Annotated in this window: 18 protein-coding genes and 2 pseudogenes; 11 read left to right on the top strand and 9 right to left on the bottom strand. The window is 35.1% G+C overall.

The features are described 5' to 3' along the window. The first annotated feature begins 11 nt into the window (after positions 1-11). The 5 genes and pseudogenes from MWH06_01985 to MWH06_01965 all read left to right on the top strand — a co-directional run bounded on the left by MWH06_01985 (position 12) and on the right by MWH06_01965 (position 5945). On the top strand, positions 12-2492 hold the full coding sequence (locus MWH06_01985) for an ATP-binding protein (protein UPA55424.1): 2481 nt from the start codon (positions 12-14) through the stop codon (positions 2490-2492). A gap of 90 nt (positions 2493-2582) precedes the next feature. Beyond that, a complete protein-coding gene (locus MWH06_01980) occupies positions 2583-3425 on the top strand; it encodes an AAA family ATPase (GenBank protein ID UPA55423.1) in 843 nt (280 codons plus the stop codon). Further along, entirely contained in the window at positions 3422-4273 is an 852-nt protein-coding gene (locus MWH06_01975) for a ParB/RepB/Spo0J family partition protein (GenBank protein UPA55422.1), read from the top strand. Before MWH06_01980 ends, MWH06_01975 begins: the two co-directional genes overlap by 4 nt. A 657-nt stretch (positions 4274-4930) precedes the next feature. Next, a pseudogene (locus MWH06_01970) lies at positions 4931-5745 on the top strand (transposase). Positions 5746-5807: 62 nt separating this feature from the next. Continuing rightward, positions 5808-5945, top strand: coding sequence for a hypothetical protein (locus MWH06_01965; protein ID UPA55421.1), 138 nt, complete (start codon positions 5808-5810; stop codon positions 5943-5945). Positions 5946-6139: 194 nt separating this feature from the next. On the opposite strand, the gene MWH06_01960 is transcribed toward MWH06_01965, so the two are convergent. Then, positions 6140-6469, bottom strand: coding sequence for a TrbC/VirB2 family protein (locus MWH06_01960; protein UPA55420.1), 330 nt, complete (start codon positions 6467-6469; stop codon positions 6140-6142). A gap of 136 nt (positions 6470-6605) precedes the next feature. Between MWH06_01960 and MWH06_01955 the strand changes: the two genes are divergently transcribed. Further along, the gene (locus MWH06_01955) at positions 6606-7421 is read left to right on the top strand and encodes a YihY/virulence factor BrkB family protein (GenBank protein ID UPA55419.1); all 816 of its coding nucleotides are present in this window, start codon (positions 6606-6608) and stop codon (positions 7419-7421) included. Beyond that, complete coding sequence (locus MWH06_01950) at positions 7408-8163, top strand: SDR family oxidoreductase (protein UPA55418.1); 756 nt, start codon at positions 7408-7410, stop codon at positions 8161-8163. The genes MWH06_01955 and MWH06_01950 overlap by 14 nt, the downstream gene beginning before the upstream one ends. A gap of 132 nt (positions 8164-8295) precedes the next feature. On the opposite strand, the gene MWH06_01945 is transcribed toward MWH06_01950, so the two are convergent. Further along, complete coding sequence (locus tag MWH06_01945) at positions 8296-8478, bottom strand: hypothetical protein (GenBank protein UPA55417.1); 183 nt, start codon at positions 8476-8478, stop codon at positions 8296-8298. Positions 8479-8616: 138 nt separating this feature from the next. Between MWH06_01945 and carB the strand changes: the two genes are divergently transcribed. From carB to MWH06_01925, 4 genes are all read left to right on the top strand, one after another. After that, on the top strand, positions 8617-11835 hold the full coding sequence (carB, locus tag MWH06_01940; GenBank protein UPA55416.1) for a carbamoyl-phosphate synthase large subunit: 3219 nt from the start codon (positions 8617-8619) through the stop codon (positions 11833-11835). Positions 11836-11965: 130 nt separating this feature from the next. After that, positions 11966-12229, top strand: coding sequence for a hypothetical protein (locus MWH06_01935; GenBank protein UPA55415.1), 264 nt, complete (start codon positions 11966-11968; stop codon positions 12227-12229). Beyond that, a complete protein-coding gene (locus tag MWH06_01930) occupies positions 12229-12735 on the top strand; it encodes a hypothetical protein (GenBank protein ID UPA55414.1) in 507 nt (168 codons plus the stop codon). Before MWH06_01935 ends, MWH06_01930 begins: the two co-directional genes overlap by 1 nt. A gap of 289 nt (positions 12736-13024) precedes the next feature. Then, positions 13025-14113 carry an IS481 family transposase gene (locus tag MWH06_01925; protein UPA55413.1) on the top strand — a complete coding sequence of 363 codons (1089 nt, stop codon included), beginning with the start codon at positions 13025-13027 and terminating at the stop codon, positions 14111-14113. A 22-nt stretch (positions 14114-14135) separates the two neighbouring features. On the opposite strand, the pseudogene MWH06_01920 reads toward MWH06_01925, so the two are convergent. The 7 genes and pseudogenes from MWH06_01920 to MWH06_01890 all read right to left on the bottom strand — a co-directional run bounded on the left by MWH06_01920 (position 14136) and on the right by MWH06_01890 (position 19988). After that, a pseudogene (locus tag MWH06_01920) lies at positions 14136-14918 on the bottom strand (transposase). Positions 14919-15150: 232 nt separating this feature from the next. Further along, positions 15151-15957, bottom strand: a complete 807-nt coding sequence (locus MWH06_01915; protein UPA55412.1) for an SDR family oxidoreductase — start codon at positions 15955-15957, stop codon at positions 15151-15153. 5 nt (positions 15958-15962) lie between these two features. Further along, positions 15963-16643, bottom strand: coding sequence for an alpha/beta hydrolase (locus MWH06_01910; protein ID UPA55411.1), 681 nt, complete (start codon positions 16641-16643; stop codon positions 15963-15965). 261 nt (positions 16644-16904) lie between these two features. Beyond that, positions 16905-17783 carry a bifunctional methylenetetrahydrofolate dehydrogenase/methenyltetrahydrofolate cyclohydrolase FolD gene (gene folD, locus MWH06_01905; GenBank protein UPA55410.1) on the bottom strand — a complete coding sequence of 293 codons (879 nt, stop codon included), beginning with the start codon at positions 17781-17783 and terminating at the stop codon, positions 16905-16907. Beyond that, complete coding sequence (locus MWH06_01900) at positions 17767-18432, bottom strand: UbiX family flavin prenyltransferase (protein ID UPA55409.1); 666 nt, start codon at positions 18430-18432, stop codon at positions 17767-17769. Before MWH06_01900 ends, folD begins: the two co-directional genes overlap by 17 nt. Next, a complete protein-coding gene (locus MWH06_01895) occupies positions 18425-18691 on the bottom strand; it encodes a DUF2312 domain-containing protein (protein UPA55408.1) in 267 nt (88 codons plus the stop codon). The genes MWH06_01900 and MWH06_01895 overlap by 8 nt, the downstream gene beginning before the upstream one ends. Positions 18692-18704: 13 nt before the next feature. After that, the gene (locus MWH06_01890; GenBank protein ID UPA55407.1) at positions 18705-19988 is read right to left on the bottom strand and encodes an HlyC/CorC family transporter; all 1284 of its coding nucleotides are present in this window, start codon (positions 19986-19988) and stop codon (positions 18705-18707) included. Between the last annotated feature and the right edge of the window lie 86 nt (positions 19989-20074).

The following is a 20074-nucleotide window of genomic DNA, read 5'->3' as shown; positions in this document are numbered from 1 at the left end:
AAGTAACAATAATGAGTAAAAGATACATAGATAACAAAAAAGAGAACAGGGTTGACTTCATACTAAGAAATTATGGAATGTCAATTGTTGTGATGGCAGTTATTATGCTCTTACCTCCAGTAGCAATATCGATACTCTACTTTTTTGATATATATAGTCAGCATATTAATATAGAGATTAATTTATTAGTTGGCATTCTAACAACTCTCTTTATGATATATAATGTAAAACGCTACAGACACCTACTTAATACTATAGAATTTCAAAATGCAATATTTGCAAATGCACTAAATCATAATACAGAATTTTGCCTTATTTTACATAGAGATGAGGGTATTATTTATGCTGATGCAAGGTTCTACGAAAGGTTTAAAGATCATATAGATGATGACATTACGTTAGGCAAGATTTTTGAAATAGGAGATGTTTCAGAAGAAGACAAAAAAGTACTCTATCATGCACTAAAAAATAACTCTTCTGTACAAGTATGCATTTCCTTAAACAAGAAGAATAGAGTATCTAACTTTCTTTTGCTCTTTGAGCCGATACCAGATAATCCCCAAATTGCTATAAATAGTAATAAGATTTTAAATTTATTATTAGTGCCAATAGCAAGGCCAGATGGGTATTTTGTGTTAAAAGCAACACAGATAAACAAGGAGCAGATATATGAAGAGTTAATAGAAAAACACAGTATAGGAACTTACATTGCAAATGCCAAAGGGGTGATTTTATCTGTAAATAAAAGATTTTTAGATATATTTGAACTGAAAAAACTGGAAAAAGGTAGCTCAATCAGTGATTTTATATCTCAATCTAAATATAACAATACAACAACCGATAATGAAATTTTGTTTTTTACTATAAGTGGTATTCCATTCAAGGCTTATATGAGCACTGCTATATTTTGTGATAAATACAACCATAGCTATATATATGGCTTTATAACACCAACCGAATCAAATATTGTTGATTATCAATTACACCCTTGTTTTGCAAATTCATCAATTGCTATTGCACAATGTGACATAAACGGCAACTTTGTAAAGAAAAATACGGCACTAATAAAGCTTGCAGGGTCAGATAATAATTCAATCTTTACATTGATATTAGATAGTTATCATGTGAAAATACGTGAATATTTTTCGAGTAATAGAATAAATAATGCGTCCTTTGATGTACAGCTCAACGGCGATAATAACATAAAAATATATTTTAATAAGTTTCTTCATAATAAAATGATCTTCATACTTTGTTATTTTATTGACAATACTGAACACAAAAACCTAGAGATAAAGCTTGAGCATTATCAAAAGATGCAAGCTATAGGGCAGTTAGCAGGTGGTATTGCGCATGATTTCAACAATATATTGACTGGGATAATAGGATTTTGCGATTTGCTTTTACTCCAACATTCAGCTGGTGATCCATCTTTTGGAGATATAATACAGATACAGCAAAATGCAAAGCGTGGATCAAATTTAGTAAGACAATTGCTTGCTTTTTCAAGAAGACAGACCTTGCAGCCAAAAATTATTGATGTAAATAGTACTATAGCTAATCTTTATGAAATGATAAAAAGATTAATAGGTGAAAATATAAAGTTTAATATTTATTATGGTAGAGACTTGGGTGCTGTTAGGGCTGATCAAGGGCAATTAGAGCAAGTTATACTTAACTTAGCAGTCAATGCTAGTGCTGCCATGGAAAAGGGCGGAGAATTAACTATACGAACCTTTAATCAAAAGATTGACTCATTAAATTCTACATCTCAGGACATGTTTTCTCCAGATAAGGAAACGATCGAACATGGAAATTATGTTGTGATTGAAGTAATTGATACTGGATGTGGAATGACAAGTGATACAATTGAAAAGGCATTTGACCCATTTTTTTCTACCAAAGATATTACCTCCGGTACAGGTCTTGGCCTCTCTACTGTATATGGCATTATTAAACAAACTGAAGGATACATCTATGTTGCTAGCAAAGTAAATCATGGAACTAAATTTAGCATATTTTTGCCCATGGTTTACATATCAGATGAAAATCTGATAGAGGAAGATAGTGAAGAAAGAGAAAGACCGGTAGTAAGTGAAATTAAAGGTAATGGTATAATTTTATTGATTGAAGATGAAAATTCAGTAAGGGAATTCATCTCTAAAGCACTCAAAAGAAAAGGATTTGATGTAATAGAAGCGAGCATAGGCAGCGAGGCGCTAGAAATAATCAGTAAAAAAAATCAACACATAGATCTAATAATCACTGATGTAATCATGCCAGAGGTGAGTGGTCCAGAAATAGTTAAAGAAGCATTGATCCATAGGCCAAATATCAACGTTATTTTTATTTCTGGGTATGCAGAAGATGCTTTTTTAAAGAGTGATGACATCAATATAGAAGATTTTCACTTTTTGCCAAAACCATTCACTCTGAATGAATTAGGAAACAAGGTTCAAAGTGTGTTACACAAAGCAAAAAAGACAGTCTAATTTTAGTGTGATTAGCAACAAAAAAATTTTCTAATGCAAAAGTTTCTTGCATATATACAATAGAATTATTTTATACATAAGATAAAAGGCGTGAGCAAGATTATTGCAATAGTAAATCAAAAGGGTGGAGTTGGCAAAACCACAACTAGTATAAATTTATCGACAGCCTTTGCTGCTGTGGGAAAAAGCACTTTATTGGTAGATCTTGATCCTCAAGGAAATGCTAGCACCGGACTCGGGATTTCTTATCGTAGTAGGGAAGAAAAAAATATATACAAAATACTACTGAGCAGCGAAAATAAATTGATAGAATCGGCAGTTTTCAATATAAAGGAAATTCCAAATTTATCACTAATTTCGTCAGTAGTTGATCTGTCAGCTGCAGAAATTGAATTATCGCAACTTGAGCGAGGAAAATTTGTGCTAAAAAGCGCATTAGAGAAGATACGCGATAATTATGAATATATAATCATCGATTGCCCTCCATCTCTTGGGCTTCTAACCATAAATGCTTTGACTGCTGCTAATTCTATTATTGTTCCTCTTCAGTGTGAGTTTTTTGCTCTGGAAGGATTAAGCCATTTAGTTAAAACTGTAGAACTGATAAAAAGGAATAACCTAAACCCTTTTTTGGCAATAGAAGGGATCGTGTTAACAATGTATGACAGGCGCAACAAACTCAGTGAACAGATTAAAAACGATATTTGCCAGTATTTAAATGATAAAGTATACAAAACTATCATCCCATTGTATGAGACTGTTATTCCACGTAACGTACGGTTATCAGAAGCGCCTTCTCATGGAAAACCTGCTATTGTATATGATCTTAAGTGTCCTGGTGCACAAGCATATATAAGTTTGGCAAGGGAAATTTTAAAAAAGCACGCGAGCAGTTGTAAGGAGAAGAAGCTAGTGAGTGAGGGCGTGGTATGAAGGATGATAGACGCCTCGGCAGAGGTCTTGCTGGTCTCATAGGCGATAATTATGATAATAAAGAAGATCGACAAGAGTATCTGCCTATTTCATTACTGCACCCAAGCAAATTTCAACCGAGGAAACATTTTGACGAGGGGTCATTAAGAGAACTTGCAAATTCGATAAAGAAAAGTGGCATTATACAGCCTATCGTGGTACGCAAAGATTCAAATGATGATGGTTACGAAATAATAGCTGGGGAACGTCGTTGGCGAGCAAGCAAGATTGCAAATCTTGATAGTGCACCCGTTATCATAAAAGATCTGAGCGACAAGGAATGCTTGGAAGTATCCATTATTGAAAACATACAAAGGCAAGATATTAATCCAATAGAAGAAGGTGAAGCGTATAAGAGACTGATAGATGAGTTTTCCTATACACATGAAGAATTAGCTTCAACTATAGGCAAAAGCCGCAGTCACATAACTAATATGATTCGGATGTTGTCACTTCCTGATGGAGTAAAAACAATAATCAACGAAAAAAAACTATCTATGGGCCATGCAAGAGCGTTGATTAATGTTGAAAATGCGGAAAGTATTGCAGAAAGAATAGTTTCTCAGGGCCTGAGCGTTAGACAAACTGAAAAATTGATAAAAGACTTACAACAAAATAATAATCAAAAAGAGCATAAGTATACTAAAAATCAAGATATGGCAGCACTAGAAGGTGCTATATCTTCTCAACTTGGTTTAAAGATCAAAATTAATGACAGTAATTCTAAGGGTAAAGTTATGATACGATATAATAATCCAAATGAATTGAATTTAATATTAAAAATTTTAAATAGGAAACTTGAGTGCTAGTAGAGCAAAAAGATAATATAAAATACAACTGTTGGTGTCACCCAAGTAGCATGGAGAGACAAAAATCACTTGACAAACTCCACCAGCCCCCTTATCATGAAAGTAAAGCTATTTATTTATCTTCGCAATCTCTGCAGTGGATTAATGACAAAAAAACTTAATGTATTTGGCGTAAATCATGCTTAATTTTTTGCACTATGTGCACCTCATGTCTTTATAAAACTTCTGGGTTTCTACCTATATAAGCTGAAACGCGCTTATAAAGCGTTTAAGACAGTAAAAGACGTCAAATAGACAAGGGAGAATTTGAATACTAGCCACCCTGGGGTTTCTTTGCCTTTTTTTCCGCTCAGTAAATTTCTTAACGTTTATAATTTAGGTTAGTTGCATTTAAAAGCGGCTGAATCGTAGCGTTTAGAATAAAAAACGCCAATATTTTGAAGTACATATAAATAACTAGTCACCAACGGGGCTTCTTTTGCCTTTTTTTTCGTTTGGTGAATTTCTTAAATATTTATAGCTAAAGTAACTTAGGTTCACCGACAACCGTCATCCCGCTACGTGTTAGCGGGATCTATAGACCTGCTGAAAAAGGTGATTGAAAAAATGATGTGAGAGAGGTAGAAGAAGAATAAGCAGATCAAGTAAGGAAAAAAAATGAGCTTTAGTTACTATAATATGAAAAAACACCCAAGAAACTTTCGTAATATAACAGGTTTAACTATAGAGGAGTTCGAAAAAGTAGTGGAAAAAGTGAGGTCTGGATGGGAAAAACAGAAAAAGTGTCATGGTAGAAGATCAAAACTACCAACTCTGGAAGATAAGTTGTTTTGCGTAATTTTGTACTATCGCACTTACATAACACATAGATTTTTAGGATGCCTATTCAATGTACACAACGCAAATGTATGTAGGTTACTTAAGAGAATAGAGCCATTACTCGCCAAAAAAGTGACTATAACAAAAGATAGAAGTATGACGCCAGAAAAAATACTGAAGATTTTGGCTGATGTTACAGAACAGCAAATACAGAGACCAGAAGATAGTAAAAAACGGAAGAAATCATATTCAGGAAAAAAAGAACCAACACTATGAAAACTGAGATTATTATCGAAGAAGGAGGAAGAATTTTATCAGTGTCAAAGTCATACCGTGGTAGAATTAGTGATTTCCGCATAAGGAAACAAGAAAAATATTTACCACTTGATAGCATAAAACATGCCGATTCTGGATATCAAGGTTGGCAAAAATTGCAAAGCAATGTTATAATTCCATATAAAAAGTATCGTAAAAAGCCATTAACTCCAGAGCATAATAGAAGATTAGCATCATTTAGAATGAGAGTAGAAAACAAGATCCGAGAGATAAAGATATTTAAGATTATGTCGAATGTTTATCGCAATTTTCAGAAAAAATATAACCTGAGGTTCAATATTATTGCTGGTATTGTAAATCTTAAGCACGCCTTTTAGTTAACCTTGATTTTAGTCACCTTCCTTTCCTTTTTTTTATCGCTTGATTCGCAGCAGGTCTTATGTTAAGAGATACCGCGATTCATTCGCGGTATGACGTAGGGCTACAGGTGTCATCCCAGTGCGTGACACTGGGATCTAGCCTTTATTATTTGGTTGAAATTAAGTCTTCTGGATCCCAGTGTCAGCTACTCGGATGACAGGAGAAGGAGGCTACTTTCATGACACCATTCTTTTTTCTGGATCCAAGTAGTAAGGGCACTGGGATGACGAGAAAGGAGCTACTCGGATAACACCCTCATGGTGGGAATTGCTCTCAAATCACAAGTTCGTGCAGTGATGGTGCTCCTTTAAGAAGCACCATTTACTTAAGATTTTTCTAAGCCTGCAATACCTATACACATTTATTTTGACTAGAATTCCATGTTGTACCAGCAGAGCAATTGTGACTAGTACATACTTCTTGTCCTGTTATTGCCTTTACAACTGCAGGGGCACCAAAAAACGCAGCTGTGAACATGCCCAATGCAAAAAGTGCAGGCCACGGCATTCTGCCAAATATTGAAAGCAAAGCTGCACCTATTATCACTATCGTGATCATTGGTCCGCCTAGTGTTTTAGTATAGTCTATTATGTTGCATATTGTCGATGTTGTTGCATCATCAGCACTCGCATCAAACGCAAAGGAAAGAATTATAGCCACAAGTAGAAGAAAGTTTTTCATTATGCCTCCAATAATTTCTATTTAATGCTGGATTATCCTTCACTTTGATTAAATTTAAGTAAACGGTAAGGATTTTTTTGCTTAAAAGTATCCTTTATTTCATTTAGAATACTTTTCTTGGCTCGTTTATATTACAGTGCTACAGAAATTTTACAGCATCGTTTATTGCCTTTATTGTGCTTTGATTGACACAATTCATAACGATGGGGTGGAGCATGCAGGGTATTTATCATTTTTAATTCTGTTATCAATATTTCCTTTTCTCATCGTTTTAATGGCTGTGACGTCAACATTCGCAAATTTCTTAGACCAATATAACGTCGGCTGGGCATTTATTGTTGATAACATGCCACAGGATATCTTAGCATCTTTGATGCCGCGCATTAAGGAGATAATATCAGGCCCGCCGCAAAGCTTACTAACTTTAGCAATTGTAGGCGCTGTTTGGACCGCCTCGTCAACAATTGAAGGGCTAAGAACAATATTGAACAAAGCTTATAAAGTTCCGGTTTCGCCACCTTATATATTAAGAAGGTTGCTCAGTATACTACAATTTTTAGTGATCACGCTTATTATAACTCTAACTATAGTGTTCTCTACATTAGTGCCAATGCTAATTGATTTTTCCTATCAGGGGATTAGTTATACTAAATATCTCCTCATTGAATTTGTACTTTTCACAGTAGTCTCTTGGCTATATTTTATGTTGCCAAACATAAAACAAAATTTATCAGACGTCTTTCCTGGATCTTGTGTGGCTGTTATTCTTTGGACAATTTCCGCTTCAGCTTTCAAGCAATATTTCAAAGCTTCCTTTGACCAACTGAATTTGATATATGGAAGTTTAGGTGGTATGGTAGTGTCATTACTATTTTTTTATATGCTAAGTTTGATTTTTATATATGGAGCAAAATTTAATTTTCAGCTAAAATATTTCAATGAATCTCGCTAAGGAGAAAGAAATGGGTAAGTTAGAAGGTAAAGTAGCTTTAATCACCGGAGCTTCAGGTAAAATAGGCTCTGCTGTTGCAAAAAGGTTTGTAAGAGAAGGTGCATATGTGATTCTGATTTCAAGGTCTATTGATCACCTCAAGCCACTATATAATGAAATTGAAGAGCTTGAAGAATTTAAAGAAGGCTCTGTGAAACTAATTCAGCTTGATCTTTTAGACTTTGAGAATGCAAAGATACTGACAAACATGATAGAAAGCCTGAAATTATCAGAATCTGGAGCACTTGATATATTAGTTGCGTGTACTGGAATTTCAGGCAAACTGAACCCTATTCACGACTGTGAGATTGAAGAGCTACAGAACGTAATGAATACAAATTTTACTGCCAATTGGTACTTACTAAAAAATTTAGATCCAATGCTAAAGAAGTCTAATGCTGGAAGAGTGATATTCATGACCTCAGAGGTGACACTTTCTCCTTCCTCTTATCCATATTGGATGCCGTATGCTGCAAGTAAAGTTGCACTAGAAATAATGGTGCAGATATATGCATCTGAGACAAAACATACAAAATTATGTGTAAATGCTGTATACACGAAAGGACCTGTGGGTAGTGAGCAGGCATTTCCTGGATCTGGATTGGTGTTACCTGATAAACTAACAGACAAATTTGTGGAGCTCGCTTCTAACGATTGCAGCGTATCAGGAGAAATCTTACCGCTTAGCAAATCTCCCGAATAAATTACCATAGTATCTGCAAAGATACCGTTAAGCCCACAACTGTATGAACATTGTGATTTGAGAGTAATCTCCACTAGGAAGGATGTCACCCCAGTGCCTCTATGGTGTCATTCCAGTGCTTGACACTGGAATCTAGTCTTTATTATGCAGCCACTTATTTAAAGTTAAGTTTTCTGGATCCCAGTGTCTGGGCACTGGGATGACACCTCTGGGCACTGCCGTCATAAAGGAACCAGTGTCAGCTACTTGAATGACATCATTTGCTGTGCAATTTACCTTCAAAAATGAATGTTTGTACAGCTGTGTGTCAAGCACTGGAATCTGCCACGCAAATTGCAATGTTCGTACAGTTATGCGTCAAGCCTAAAAGTAATTAGCTAATAGGTTTAATAAAAATTCACATATACAGGAAAGATTGGTAACATTACTTGAATAGAGACCGTTATTGTAATTATGCCAAAACGTACAGATATAGAATCTATATTAGTAATAGGAGCAGGCCCAATAGTTATAGGTCAGGCATGCGAGTTTGATTATTCCGGAACGCAAAGCTGTAAAGTATTAAAAAGTGAAGGTTATAAAGTCATTTTGGTTAACTCCAATCCTGCAACTATAATGACAGATCCTGAATTCTCTGATGCAACTTATATTGAGCCGGTACTGCCTGAAATCATAGAGAAAATTATAATTAAGGAGATGCCAAATGCAATATTGCCAACAATGGGCGGGCAAACAGCACTTAATTGTGCAATAAAACTTGCAGATGATGGAGTGTTAGACAAATACAATGTAGAATTAATAGGGGTAAATAGAGAAGCAATAAAAAAAGCAGAGGATAGAGAGTTATTCCGCCAATCCATGGATAGAATAGGACTGAAATACCCCAAAAGTATCATTATAAAAAATCAAGAACAAATAAGAAAGGCTTTGGATTACATTGGATTACCAGCAATCATCCGCTCATCATTCACCCTTGGTGGTGCAGGTAGCGGCATAGCATACAATAAAGAGGAGTTTTTTAATATTGCAGAAAGTGCTCTCAAAATTTCGCCAATAAATGAAGTTCAGATAGATGAATCAATTATCGGCTGGAAAGAATATGAAATGGAAGTTATCCGTGATTGTAAAGATAACTGCATAATAGTCTGTTCGATAGAAAATATTGATCCAATGGGAGTGCACACTGGGGATAGTATCACGGTTGCTCCTGCTTTGACTCTGCGTGACGTAGAATACCAACAGATGAGAAATGCATCTATAGCAGTGCTAAGAGAAATTGATGTTAGTGCCGGTGGTGCAAATGTGCAGTTTGCAGTGAATCCTAAAGAAGATGGAAGCCTCGTTGTGATTGAAATGAATCCAAGGGTTTCTCGCTCTTCTGCACTTGCTTCAAAAGCAACAGGTTATCCTATTGCAAAAGTTGTAACTAAACTTGCTATCGGCTATTCACTCGATGAGATACGTAATGATTGCGCTCCAGTTATACCTGCTGCATTTGAACCAGTGATTGATTATATCGTCACTAAAATTTCTCGTTTTGAATTTGAGAAGTTTAAGGGGACGAATTGTGAACTATCAACTTCCATGAAATCAGTGGGGGAAGTGATGTCTATAGGCCGCACTTTTAATGAGTCACTACAGAAAGCTTTCCGTTCACTTGAAACTGGTCTTACAGGACTTGATGAAGTGTTTTCTGAAGACACAGATGTTAAATCTCAATTAGCAAAATTGCTGCCAAACAGATTACTGATTGCTGCTGACGCAATGCGTCATGGAATAAGCATAGAAGAAATAAATTCGATTACAGGATATGACTTATGGTTTTTGCAGAATATACAGCAAATTATATTAGCTGAACAAAAAATCAAGGAAAATGGCCTTCCTGAAACTGCATATGAAATGTTAGAGCTGAAAAAAATGGGGTTTTCAGATGCAAGATTGGCAAAATTAAGCAATAAGAAAGTAGAGCAAATTGAAGAAATAAGAAAAAAATTTGGCATTAATCCAGTTTATAAACGCGTAGACACCTGTGCAGCTGAATTTGAATCGAGCACTGCTTATATGTATGGCTGCTATGAGGGTGATGTTGAAAATAAAACGGAATGTGAGGCGAATATTTCGGATCGAAAAAAAGTTGTCATTTTAGGAAGTGGTCCAAACCGCATTGGTCAGGGTATTGAGTTTGATTATGCATGCGTACATGCAGCTTCTGCCGCCAAAGAAATGGGGTATGAAACAATAATGATTAACTGTAATCCAGAAACCGTTTCAACTGATTATGATACCGCTGATCGTTTATATTTCGCGCCACTCATTGCAGAGGATGTGCTTGAAATACTAAGCAAAGAGCAAGAAAATGGCACACTGGTTGGTGTAATAGTTCAAATCGGCGGGCAAACGCCTTTAAAGTTAGCCAAAGTGCTTAACGAGAGAGTTTTCAAAATTCTGGGAACTTCGTTTGATTCTATTGACCTTGCAGAAGATCGCATGAGATTTAAAAACCTTGCTTTGCAACTTAATTTAAAACAACCTGAAAGTTCTATCTGCCATTCAGTAAAAGAAGCGTTAACCAACGCAGAAAAGGTGGGGTTTCCACTAGTAGTCAGGCCATCATATGTCCTCGGCGGTCAGTCTATGTCGATTAGACACGATACTCAGAGCTTTAAAGAGTATGTCTTGAACCAAACCAAAATTTTTGAACACGGGTCACTGCTTCTTGATAAATTTTTAGTCAATGCAGTTGAGGTTGACGTTGATGCTGTATGTGATGGGAAAAAAGTTTTCATTGCAGCGGTCATGGAGCACATTGAAGAAGCTGGTATCCACTCTGGCGATTCAACATGCTCAATACCGACAAATACATTGAGTGACGAAGTAATAAAAGAGATCGAGCTCCAAACTGAAAGAATAGCATTAGCATTAAAAGTGAAAGGTCTGATAAACATTCAGTTTGCTGTTCAAGAGAGTGATGTATACATACTTGAAGTGAATTTAAGGGCTAGCCGTACAGTTCCTTTCATTTCCAAGGTAATCAACATTCCTGTTGCAAAGCTTGCCACTCAGGTTATTTTGGGTAAAAATTTGAATCAGGAAAACAAGCCTTTCAATCATTTTGCAGTTAAAGCTGCTGTTTTTCCATTTACCCGCTTTGCAGGAGTTGATACTTTACTTGGTCCTGAAATGAAATCAACAGGAGAAGTGATGGGAATTGACTTATCTTTCGAAGCTGCACTTGCAAAAGTGCACATGGCTGCAGGATACAAGTTACCAACAGAAGGAACAGCTCTGGTTTCAGTAAAAGATGATGATAAAGAGTATATATTGCCTGTTGTACGAATGTTGAAAGAACTGAGTTTTGAAATATATGCCACCAAAGGCACAGCTTTGTATCTGAACAATAACGGCATTGCTGCAAAAGCTGTAAATAAAGTGAGAGAAGGCAGACCCCACATAGTTGATATGCTCAAAGATGGAAAAATAAATCTAGTAATCAATACTTCAAAAGGCGTGAAATCAGCCTCAGATAGCAAAGACATCAGGAGAACTGCTATTTTGCAAAATATAGCTTATAGCACCACAGCTTCTGGGAGTAAAGCGTTAGTGCTTGCAATTCAATATGTAAAGAATAGCAAATTGGAAGTGAAATCATTACAGCAGATACAAAACGTTTAAATATCAAAACTAAAATAATTCATTCCTCTATCTCGAAATCGTGGTAGAGGAATGTAAGTCAAATTTCTTTACTGACTTGTCTATGTATTATAGTATTTGTCAAAGAATTAATGGGTAATGGTTATATAACATGACTTGTGAGATAAAAAAGCAACAAACAATAGATCAACAAAGTTTTGGAAGTAATATAAAAGATCCGATGGAGTTCTCTTGCAGTGATTTGTCAAACAAAACAGATGAACACGAAAGTGATAATCAACTACAGAACTCTAGTGATCATGATTCAGATGATAGTTCCGCTGATAGACGCCTTATACTGAATCAAGTGATTGGGACTCAAATTCGAGCTGTAGTTCAGATTATTCTTGTTTTTTGGAAGGTGGCTCACTTTTAATGGATCTAGAAATACCATTAACTAAAAATGAAGAGAAGCTGATTGATGAATTTTGTAAGGAAATAAAAGGCAAAATAGAAGAAAATGAACGAGAGTATAAAACAAAGATATCTAAGCAGGAAAGTATAGAAAATTGGACAGAGGGTGCTTTAGAACGTATTAAAAGCGTAGTAGATAAATACTTAGGAAAAGGGATAAAGTTAAATTCACGTTGTAATAGCAGTGAAGAAACTGTAGTAAACTTAATATTTAATGAAATAGAAGTAAAGCTTGATGAAAGTAGTGAAGAAGTGTTTGAAAAATTAAAAAAAAGTGGATTAAGTTTAGGAGGAAAAAGCGTTCTGGAAGCTATACAAGATGGAAATTTTGAAAGAAATAGAAATATAACAACTAGCGTAATTGAACAGCCAAATGCTGCAACGAATACTCCACAATCTTACCTAGAGAACATTTTCCTAAACGGACACAATGACAGAACTAAACGTATTGATTCAAGGCATGGCTAATGTGCAAATATTGAAGCAAAAGTGATCAGTGCTTGACACTGCTCTCCTTTGTCATCCCAGTGCCTTGACTACTTGGATCCAGGAATTTTATTAAGTTGGTGAGCATAAAAATAGCTGTTTTACATTAAAATACAATAGACCTGCTGCGAATCAAGCGATAAAAAAAAGGAAAGGAGGGTGACTAAAATCAAGGTTAACTAAAAGGCGTGCTTAAGATGTATTAAATAAGACTTGATCTGACACTTTAAAAAAGCAAGTTATAAAATAATAAAAGAAAGGAGTGTTAGAAATGAGTACAATACAAACAAAAATACTAAAACCAAAGCTAGGGTTATTAGAACTAGCAAAACAACTAGGAAATGTATCTCAAGCATGTAAAGTGATGGGATACTCAAGAGATACATTTTATCGATTTAAGGAGTTATATGAAAATGGAGGAGAGGGAGCATTACATGAAATAAGTAAGAAAAAACCGCTATTAGCGAACAGAGTTTCCGATAATATAGAAAGAACAGTGATTGGTATAGCAACAGAATTTCCAGCATATGGGCAAGAAAGAGCTGCAAATGAACTGAGAAAAAGAGGTATAATAATTTCTCAGGGAGGAGTAAGGTCTGTATGGCTAAGAAATGACCTTGAAACTCTCAAAAAGAGACTTAAAGCACTAGAGACAAAAGTAGCTCAAGACGGAATCATTTTAACTGAAGAACAACTTGCAGCTTTAGAAAAAATGAAAGAACAAAAGGAAGCTCATGGTGAAATTGAGACGCAACATCCAGGTTATTTGGGTTCTCAAGATACCTATTATGTGGGCAATATCAAAGGTATAGGGCGAATTTATCAGCAGACTTTTGTTGACACTTATTCCAGGGTTGCAATGGTTAAACTTTACACGGACAGAACAGCTATTACAGCTGAAGATCTTCTCAATGATAGGGTTATTCCATTTTTTGATGAGCAGAAAATTCCATTATTACGCATTCTAACTGATAGGGGTACGGAATATTGTGGCAAGCCAGAAAATCACGCTTATCAGCTATATTTGGGAATCGAAAATATCGACCATTCTAGAACCAAAGCCAACTCTCCACAAACTAATGGCATATGTGAAAGATTTCATAGAACTATGCAAGATGAGTGTTACAATATTATCTTTAGAAAGAAAATCTACAATTCTTTGGAAGATCTACAGATTGATGTTGATTGTTGGTTGCATTCTTATAATGATACAAGACCTCACTCTGGTAAGTACTGCTATGGAAAAACACCTATGCAGACTTTTCTTGATAGCAAACATATTGCTTTTCAGAAAAATATTAGTAGCATTAAACAAGAGACTGATATTAGTTTTAACTACCTCAATTCTTCTGTCAGTTAATTCTTGTCTGTCAGATTAAGTCTTATCTTTTACACCTCAGGTTATATTTTTTCTGAAAATTGCGATAAACATTCGACATAATCTTAAATATCTTTATCTCTCGGATCTTGTTTTCTACTCTCATTCTAAATGATGCTAATCTTCTATTATGCTCTGGAGTTAATGGCTTTTTACGATACTTTTTATATGGAATTATAACATTGCTTTGCAATTTTTGCCAACCTTGATATCCAGAATCGGCATGTTTTATGCTATCAAGTGGTAAATATTTTTCTTGTTTCCTTATGCGGAAATCACTAATTCTACCACGGTATGACTTTGACACTGATAAAATTCTTCCTCCTTCTTCGATAATAATCTCAGTTTTCATAGTGTTGGTTCTTTTTTTTCCTGAATATGATTTCTTCCGTTTTTTACTATCTTCTGGTCTCTGTATTTGCTGTTCTGTAACATCAGCCAAAATCTTCAGTATTTTTTCTGGCGTCATACTTCTATCTTTTGTTATAGTCACTTTTTTGGCGAGTAATGGCTCTATTCTCTTAAGTAACCTACATACATTTGCGTTGTGTACATTGAATAGGCATTCTAAAAATCTATGTGTTATGTAAGTGCGATAGTACAAAATTACGCAAAACAACTTATCTTCCAGAGTTGGTAGTTTTGATCTTCTACCATGACACTTTTTCTGTTTTTCCTATCCAGACCTCACTTTTTCCACTACTTTTTCGAACTCCTCTATAGTTAAACCTGTTATATTACGAAAGTTTCTTGGGTGTTTTTTCATATTATAGTAACTAAAGCTCATTTTTTTTCCTTACTTGATCTGCTTATTCTTCTTCTACCTCTCTCACATCATTTTTTCAATCACCTTTTTCAGCAGGTCTTATGTTTTTGATAATTATGGAAAGGCTGGATTCCAGTGTCAAGCACTGACCATTTGTTGCAAACTTACTTTTTTCTTGATTTTTTGGTTTATCTCGCCTACCTATTTTGCCACTTTGCTGAACGGATACAACTAAATAATAGGTCTATCTACTTCATTCTGATGTGATTTCAGTTTTTTTTACATGCAAACTCTCTAATCCCACCTTATAGTTAGGATAAATTAGAGAGACATTAAGATCTTTTTTAATTTTAACATTACTTACTTTTTTTGATCCTAAATAAAAACTCTGTGCATAATCTGGTAACTCAATTGGCTCTGGAGGACTAACATTGAGAAGTTTGGCTGCACACATTATCACTTCAGATTGTGTAGTGGGTAAATCATCTGCACAATTGTATATTTCACCAGGTTTTATGTTTTGCATGGAAGAAAATAGAATATTCGATATATCTTCAACGTGAATACGAGAAAAAAAATGCCCTTCTTTTTTCACATTTTTTGCTTTGCCAAGCTGCAAGTCAATTAACACGTTCCTACCAGGACCGTATATTCCAGCTAAACGAAAAATATGTACAGGCAGTTTGCTATTCAGCCACTTCTTTTCAGATCTAAGGCGCTTTTCTCCTCTGATTTCTATAGGTTTTGTTTCAGATTCCTCATTCACCCAATTACCAGAGTAATCACCATAAACGCTAGTTGCAGACAAATAACCAAACCATTTAACATTTTGCAGGCAATCACCATATCTCTCCATAACATCATCACCATCTGGAGGGATAGAAATTAAAATGTGCGTTGCGCTTTTAAGCAGATCTTGGTTGACTTTCTCGTAATCAAAAAGGGTTACATTTTGTATATTTTTACTTCTTGATGTGCCACTGACTTTCCAACCTAAGTTCAGCAGTTTTTTCGATAAAAATTTAGCCACATATCCATAACCAAAGCAAAACAAGTGCATGAAAATTAATTTTTAAAATTCTTCTTGATAAATTCTACTCCTAATTTTATCCCCTCTTCATTAATAATATGCCCTAATGCATGAATTGGGTGCCCTTCAACATTTATTCCATTTTCTTTCAAAGCTTTAACCGCTAAGTCGAGGGACGAAAAAGGTACCACGTCGTCAGCATCACCATGGATAACACATATGTTAGGTTTTGACTTGATCTCTGGTGCAGTTTTTGAAGGTGAAAGAAACCTACCAGAGTATGCAACAACTGATGCACAGGATTGAGAGCGGGTGAGAGCTGTATGTATTGCAAGCATTGCTCCTTGAGAAAATCCAACCAAAGAAAGTTGCGTATCTTTTAAATTAAGCTCCTTTAATTTTGTATCAATGAAATGATTTACAATTGATGTAGCATTTTTTACTCCATTATATAGCGCTTCCTCACTACGATCTTCCAAGCTGAACCACTGATAACCATCACCTATTTCTCTTTCAAACGGAGCATTGGGTGCTACAAAATATGACTCGGGTAAAAACTTGCTCATAACTTTAGCAAGGTGAATGAAATTATCGCCACTTGAGCCCCAACCATGTAAAAAAATAATCAAATTTTTCTTATTTCCGCCTGCACAAATTTCTCGGCCTTTAAGTTCAATCATTTCTTTTCCTTTTGCATTTATATCTTTATTTAACACTAATTTTCAAATTTGTAAAAACATACTGTGATTGCTGTTGAATGATGGAGAGACATACTCCATTATTTATACCTATAGCTAACTGAAAAAAGGTTACCTCAGAAGGGATAAAAAGGTATAAAATGGCTTTGGATAAGGTAGAATGATGATGATCCTAAATATTTAATAAATTTGACTACTGAGGAATTTCAAAAATCTCAATTTTTTATTAATTGTGAGATGTGGTACATTCTATCTTCATATAGCTTTCCTCTTCATACCTCAACTAATGAAATTAGAAGCATCAACTCCCTTCTGCAAGCAAGCAGCAATGACAGTGTTCATCATTAGAAATGCAATTGTCATTGGGCCAACGCCCCCGGGTACTGGGGTCATAGCTTTGGCTCTCCCTTTTATTTCCTCAAAGTCAACATCACCTACAAGCTCTCCTATATTAACACTATTTATGCCAACATCGATCACTATTGCCCCTTTCTTTATCCAGTCTGCTTGAACAAAATTTGGCTTTCCGACTGCTGCAACTACTATATCCGCTTTAGAGCAACATTCAGCTAAATCTTTACTCTGTGAGTGCAAGATGGTAGCAGTGCAATTTTCCTGCAGCAATAGGTGAAACATTGGCTTGCCCACGATATTTGACCTACCAATCACCACTGCGTTTTTACCGGAAAGGTTCTCTTCAATTGATTTAATTAAATGCAAAGAACCTTTAGGAGTGCAAGGTATAAGGCAGTTTTTTTCACCTTTAACTAATCTACCAACGTTTTCATCGTGGAAGCCATCTACATCTTTTTCAATACTTACTGCGTTAATTACTCTGCTTGCACTAATATGATTTGGTAAAGGCAACTGTACTAAAATGCCATGCACAGATCGATCTTCATTTAACTCATTGATTTTTTCAATCAATTCATCTTCTGAAATATTATTAGGCAAAACAATGGTCTCAGAACTTATGCCTATTGATTCTGCTTTTTTCTGTTTGTTGCGGACATAAACCTGACTTGCTGGATTGCTGCCCACGAGAATTACTTTCAGGCAAGGAAAAATGTTATACTCTCTCTTTAAAATATCAATTTTTTGTGATAGCCTCTCACATAGGTCGTTTGCTATTTTTTTACCATCAATAATAATTGTCACTTCCTTGCCACTCCTTAAAGTCAGGTAATTTGATATCAAATAAATCCAATACTTTGCCAACAGAATGATTAACAATATCATCCAACGATTTCGGTTTAATATAAAAAGCTGGCACTGGTGGAGCAATTATTGCTCCCATCTCCGTTAATTTTAACATATTTTGTAAATGCCCAAGATGTAGTGGTGACTCTCGCACCATAAGAATTAATTTTCTTCTTTCTTTTAGCGTTACATCTGCAGCCCTTGTCAATAGATTGGAAGTAACACCTGATGCAATTTCAGACATTGTCTTCATAGAGCATGGTGCTACAATCATTCCTGAGGTTTTAAATGAGCCACTTGCTATTTTTTCTCCTATTTTTTCTTCAGAATAGTAAAAATCTGCAAGTGATGTAATATCTTCAAGTTTTTCTTTAATCTCATGAGCTAGAGTTATTTTTCCAGCACGACTTATCACTAAATGAGTTTCATAACCAAATTTGCAGCGCGTGACGCTGGAATCTATATTTCTTTTTCCCTGGATCCCAGTGTCAGCTACTCGGATGACAGGGATAAGAGATCTATTAATATTTCTTAACACCTCTAAAATACGTACACCGTAAATAGAACCAGATGCTCCACTTATTCCGATTACAATTCTGCTATTCACTTAACTCTTCTTCGTAGCTCATTCCCAATGCACGTTTATAGGTATCAAGCAATATTTCCTGTTCCTCTCTGTCATCATCATCCATCTTCCTCAGCCTAATAATTTGTTTCATTACTTTTATATCCCAACCTTCATCTGCGGCTTTTACATATACATCACGAATGTGATCTTGCACATCCCTCTTTTCTTGTTCAAGTTTTTCGATTCTCTCTATATAACCCTTCAACTCTTCAGCCGTTATTTTTACTGTATCTTCCATGAAACTCCACTAATTAATTGCTGCTACTAGTATTACCAGTTTTTACTTGCACTTCAACAACAGTAATAATATTTTTATCTTTTTTTAAAATCTTAAAGCGAAAACCATACATGGAAAACTCCTCGCCTTCGTCAGGAATGCGCTCTATTTCATTCACAATCATACCTGCTAGAGCTGTAGCTTCTTTACTAGGGAGATTCCAGTGTAACTGCCTGTTAATATCTCTAATCGTGGATTCTCCTTCTATATAATACACATTGTCAGACATCTTCTTTATAAAATTCTCCGTAATCAAATCATGCTCATCGGAAATTTCTCCAACTATTTCTTCTAATATATCCTCAAGAGTTACAATTCCTTGCAATGCTCCATATTCATCAACAACAAGTGCAAAGTGTTTCCTATTCTTACGGAAATTGTGAAGTTGTACACTAAGCGGCGTACTTTCTGGTATGAACCAAGGCCTTGACATAACTTGGGTAATGTCAACTTCTTCCGCTTTATTATTCTTTTCACGCAAGGCATTTATTAGACCCTTCACGTGAATTACACCGATAATATCATCTGGTTCTTTTTGCCATAAAGGTATCCTACTATGACTGCTAGTTAAAATTTCCCTTATTAACTCTTCTTTACTTCGATTTATATCAAGAGAAAATAAATTTCTTCTATGGGTCATAATTTGTGATATTTCTGTCTCAGCCAAATCAAGTATGCTGCTTAGCATATCTAAATCCTGTTGTAACATAGTTCCTTCACTGCGGTGAAGAGTAATCATATTACGCATTGCATCCGCTGCAGATATTACTTCCTTATCTTTATGCAGCCCACATAATTTCAGGATGAGGTTAACAATAAATTGAATACCTAGCGTCAATGGAGAAAAAATCTTTACAAAAAACAATACAAAATAAGCAGAAAATGATGCAAATTTTTCAGGATTTTTAATAGCATAAGTTTTTGGTAGAACTTCGCAGAATAATAAAATACAAAATGTCATTATAATTGTTGATAGGAGAATGCCCTCATTTCCAAAAAGATTGATAAATATTGCTGTAAATAAAGCAGAGCAAGTAATATTAATAATTGTATTGCCGAGCAATACCGTTCCTATTGTCAATTCTTTCTTATTTAATAAGCAGTCTATTATCCTGGCTCTTTTGTTACCGTCTAGCTTTAGCTTATTAACTCGAGAACGGCTAATTGAGGTTAAGCCTATTTCTGCTCCTGAAAACAAAAACGATAAAATTAACAAAATAAAAATTGCTGATGATACTAAGACCAATAACCAATCCATTAAAGTACGATGTTATTGTGATAAAAAATAAAATTAATTTTACATATTATGAGAGGTATTTGCAAGCCTGAATTTATATTGCCAAA

This window comes from Wolbachia pipientis, from assembly GCA_023052945.1.
Classification (GTDB): domain Bacteria; phylum Pseudomonadota; class Alphaproteobacteria; order Rickettsiales; family Anaplasmataceae; genus Wolbachia.
Note: the sequence above shows the minus strand (reverse complement) of the source record. Positions and strands in the feature narration are given on the sequence as shown.

Excerpts from the sequence above, each read along its gene's own strand:
- MWH06_01985 (UPA55424.1), top strand. The coding sequence starts at position 12 with ATGAGTAAAAGATACATAGATAACAAAAAAGAGAACAGGGTTGACTTC.
- MWH06_01975 (UPA55422.1), top strand. The coding sequence starts at position 3,422 with ATGAAGGATGATAGACGCCTCGGCAGAGGTCTTGCTGGTCTCATAGGC.
- MWH06_01965 (UPA55421.1), top strand. The coding sequence starts at position 5,808 with ATGTTAAGAGATACCGCGATTCATTCGCGGTATGACGTAGGGCTACAG.
- MWH06_01960 (UPA55420.1), bottom strand. The coding sequence starts at position 6,469 with ATGAAAAACTTTCTTCTACTTGTGGCTATAATTCTTTCCTTTGCGTTT.
- MWH06_01950 (UPA55418.1), top strand. The coding sequence starts at position 7,408 with ATGAATCTCGCTAAGGAGAAAGAAATGGGTAAGTTAGAAGGTAAAGTA.
- carB (UPA55416.1), top strand. The coding sequence starts at position 8,617 with ATGCCAAAACGTACAGATATAGAATCTATATTAGTAATAGGAGCAGGC.
- MWH06_01935 (UPA55415.1), top strand. The coding sequence starts at position 11,966 with ATGACTTGTGAGATAAAAAAGCAACAAACAATAGATCAACAAAGTTTT.
- MWH06_01930 (UPA55414.1), top strand. The coding sequence starts at position 12,229 with ATGGATCTAGAAATACCATTAACTAAAAATGAAGAGAAGCTGATTGAT.
- MWH06_01925 (UPA55413.1), top strand. The coding sequence starts at position 13,025 with ATGAGTACAATACAAACAAAAATACTAAAACCAAAGCTAGGGTTATTA.
- MWH06_01915 (UPA55412.1), bottom strand. The coding sequence starts at position 15,957 with ATGCACTTGTTTTGCTTTGGTTATGGATATGTGGCTAAATTTTTATCG.
- MWH06_01895 (UPA55408.1), bottom strand. The coding sequence starts at position 18,691 with ATGGAAGATACAGTAAAAATAACGGCTGAAGAGTTGAAGGGTTATATA.
- MWH06_01890 (UPA55407.1), bottom strand. The coding sequence starts at position 19,988 with ATGGATTGGTTATTGGTCTTAGTATCATCAGCAATTTTTATTTTGTTA.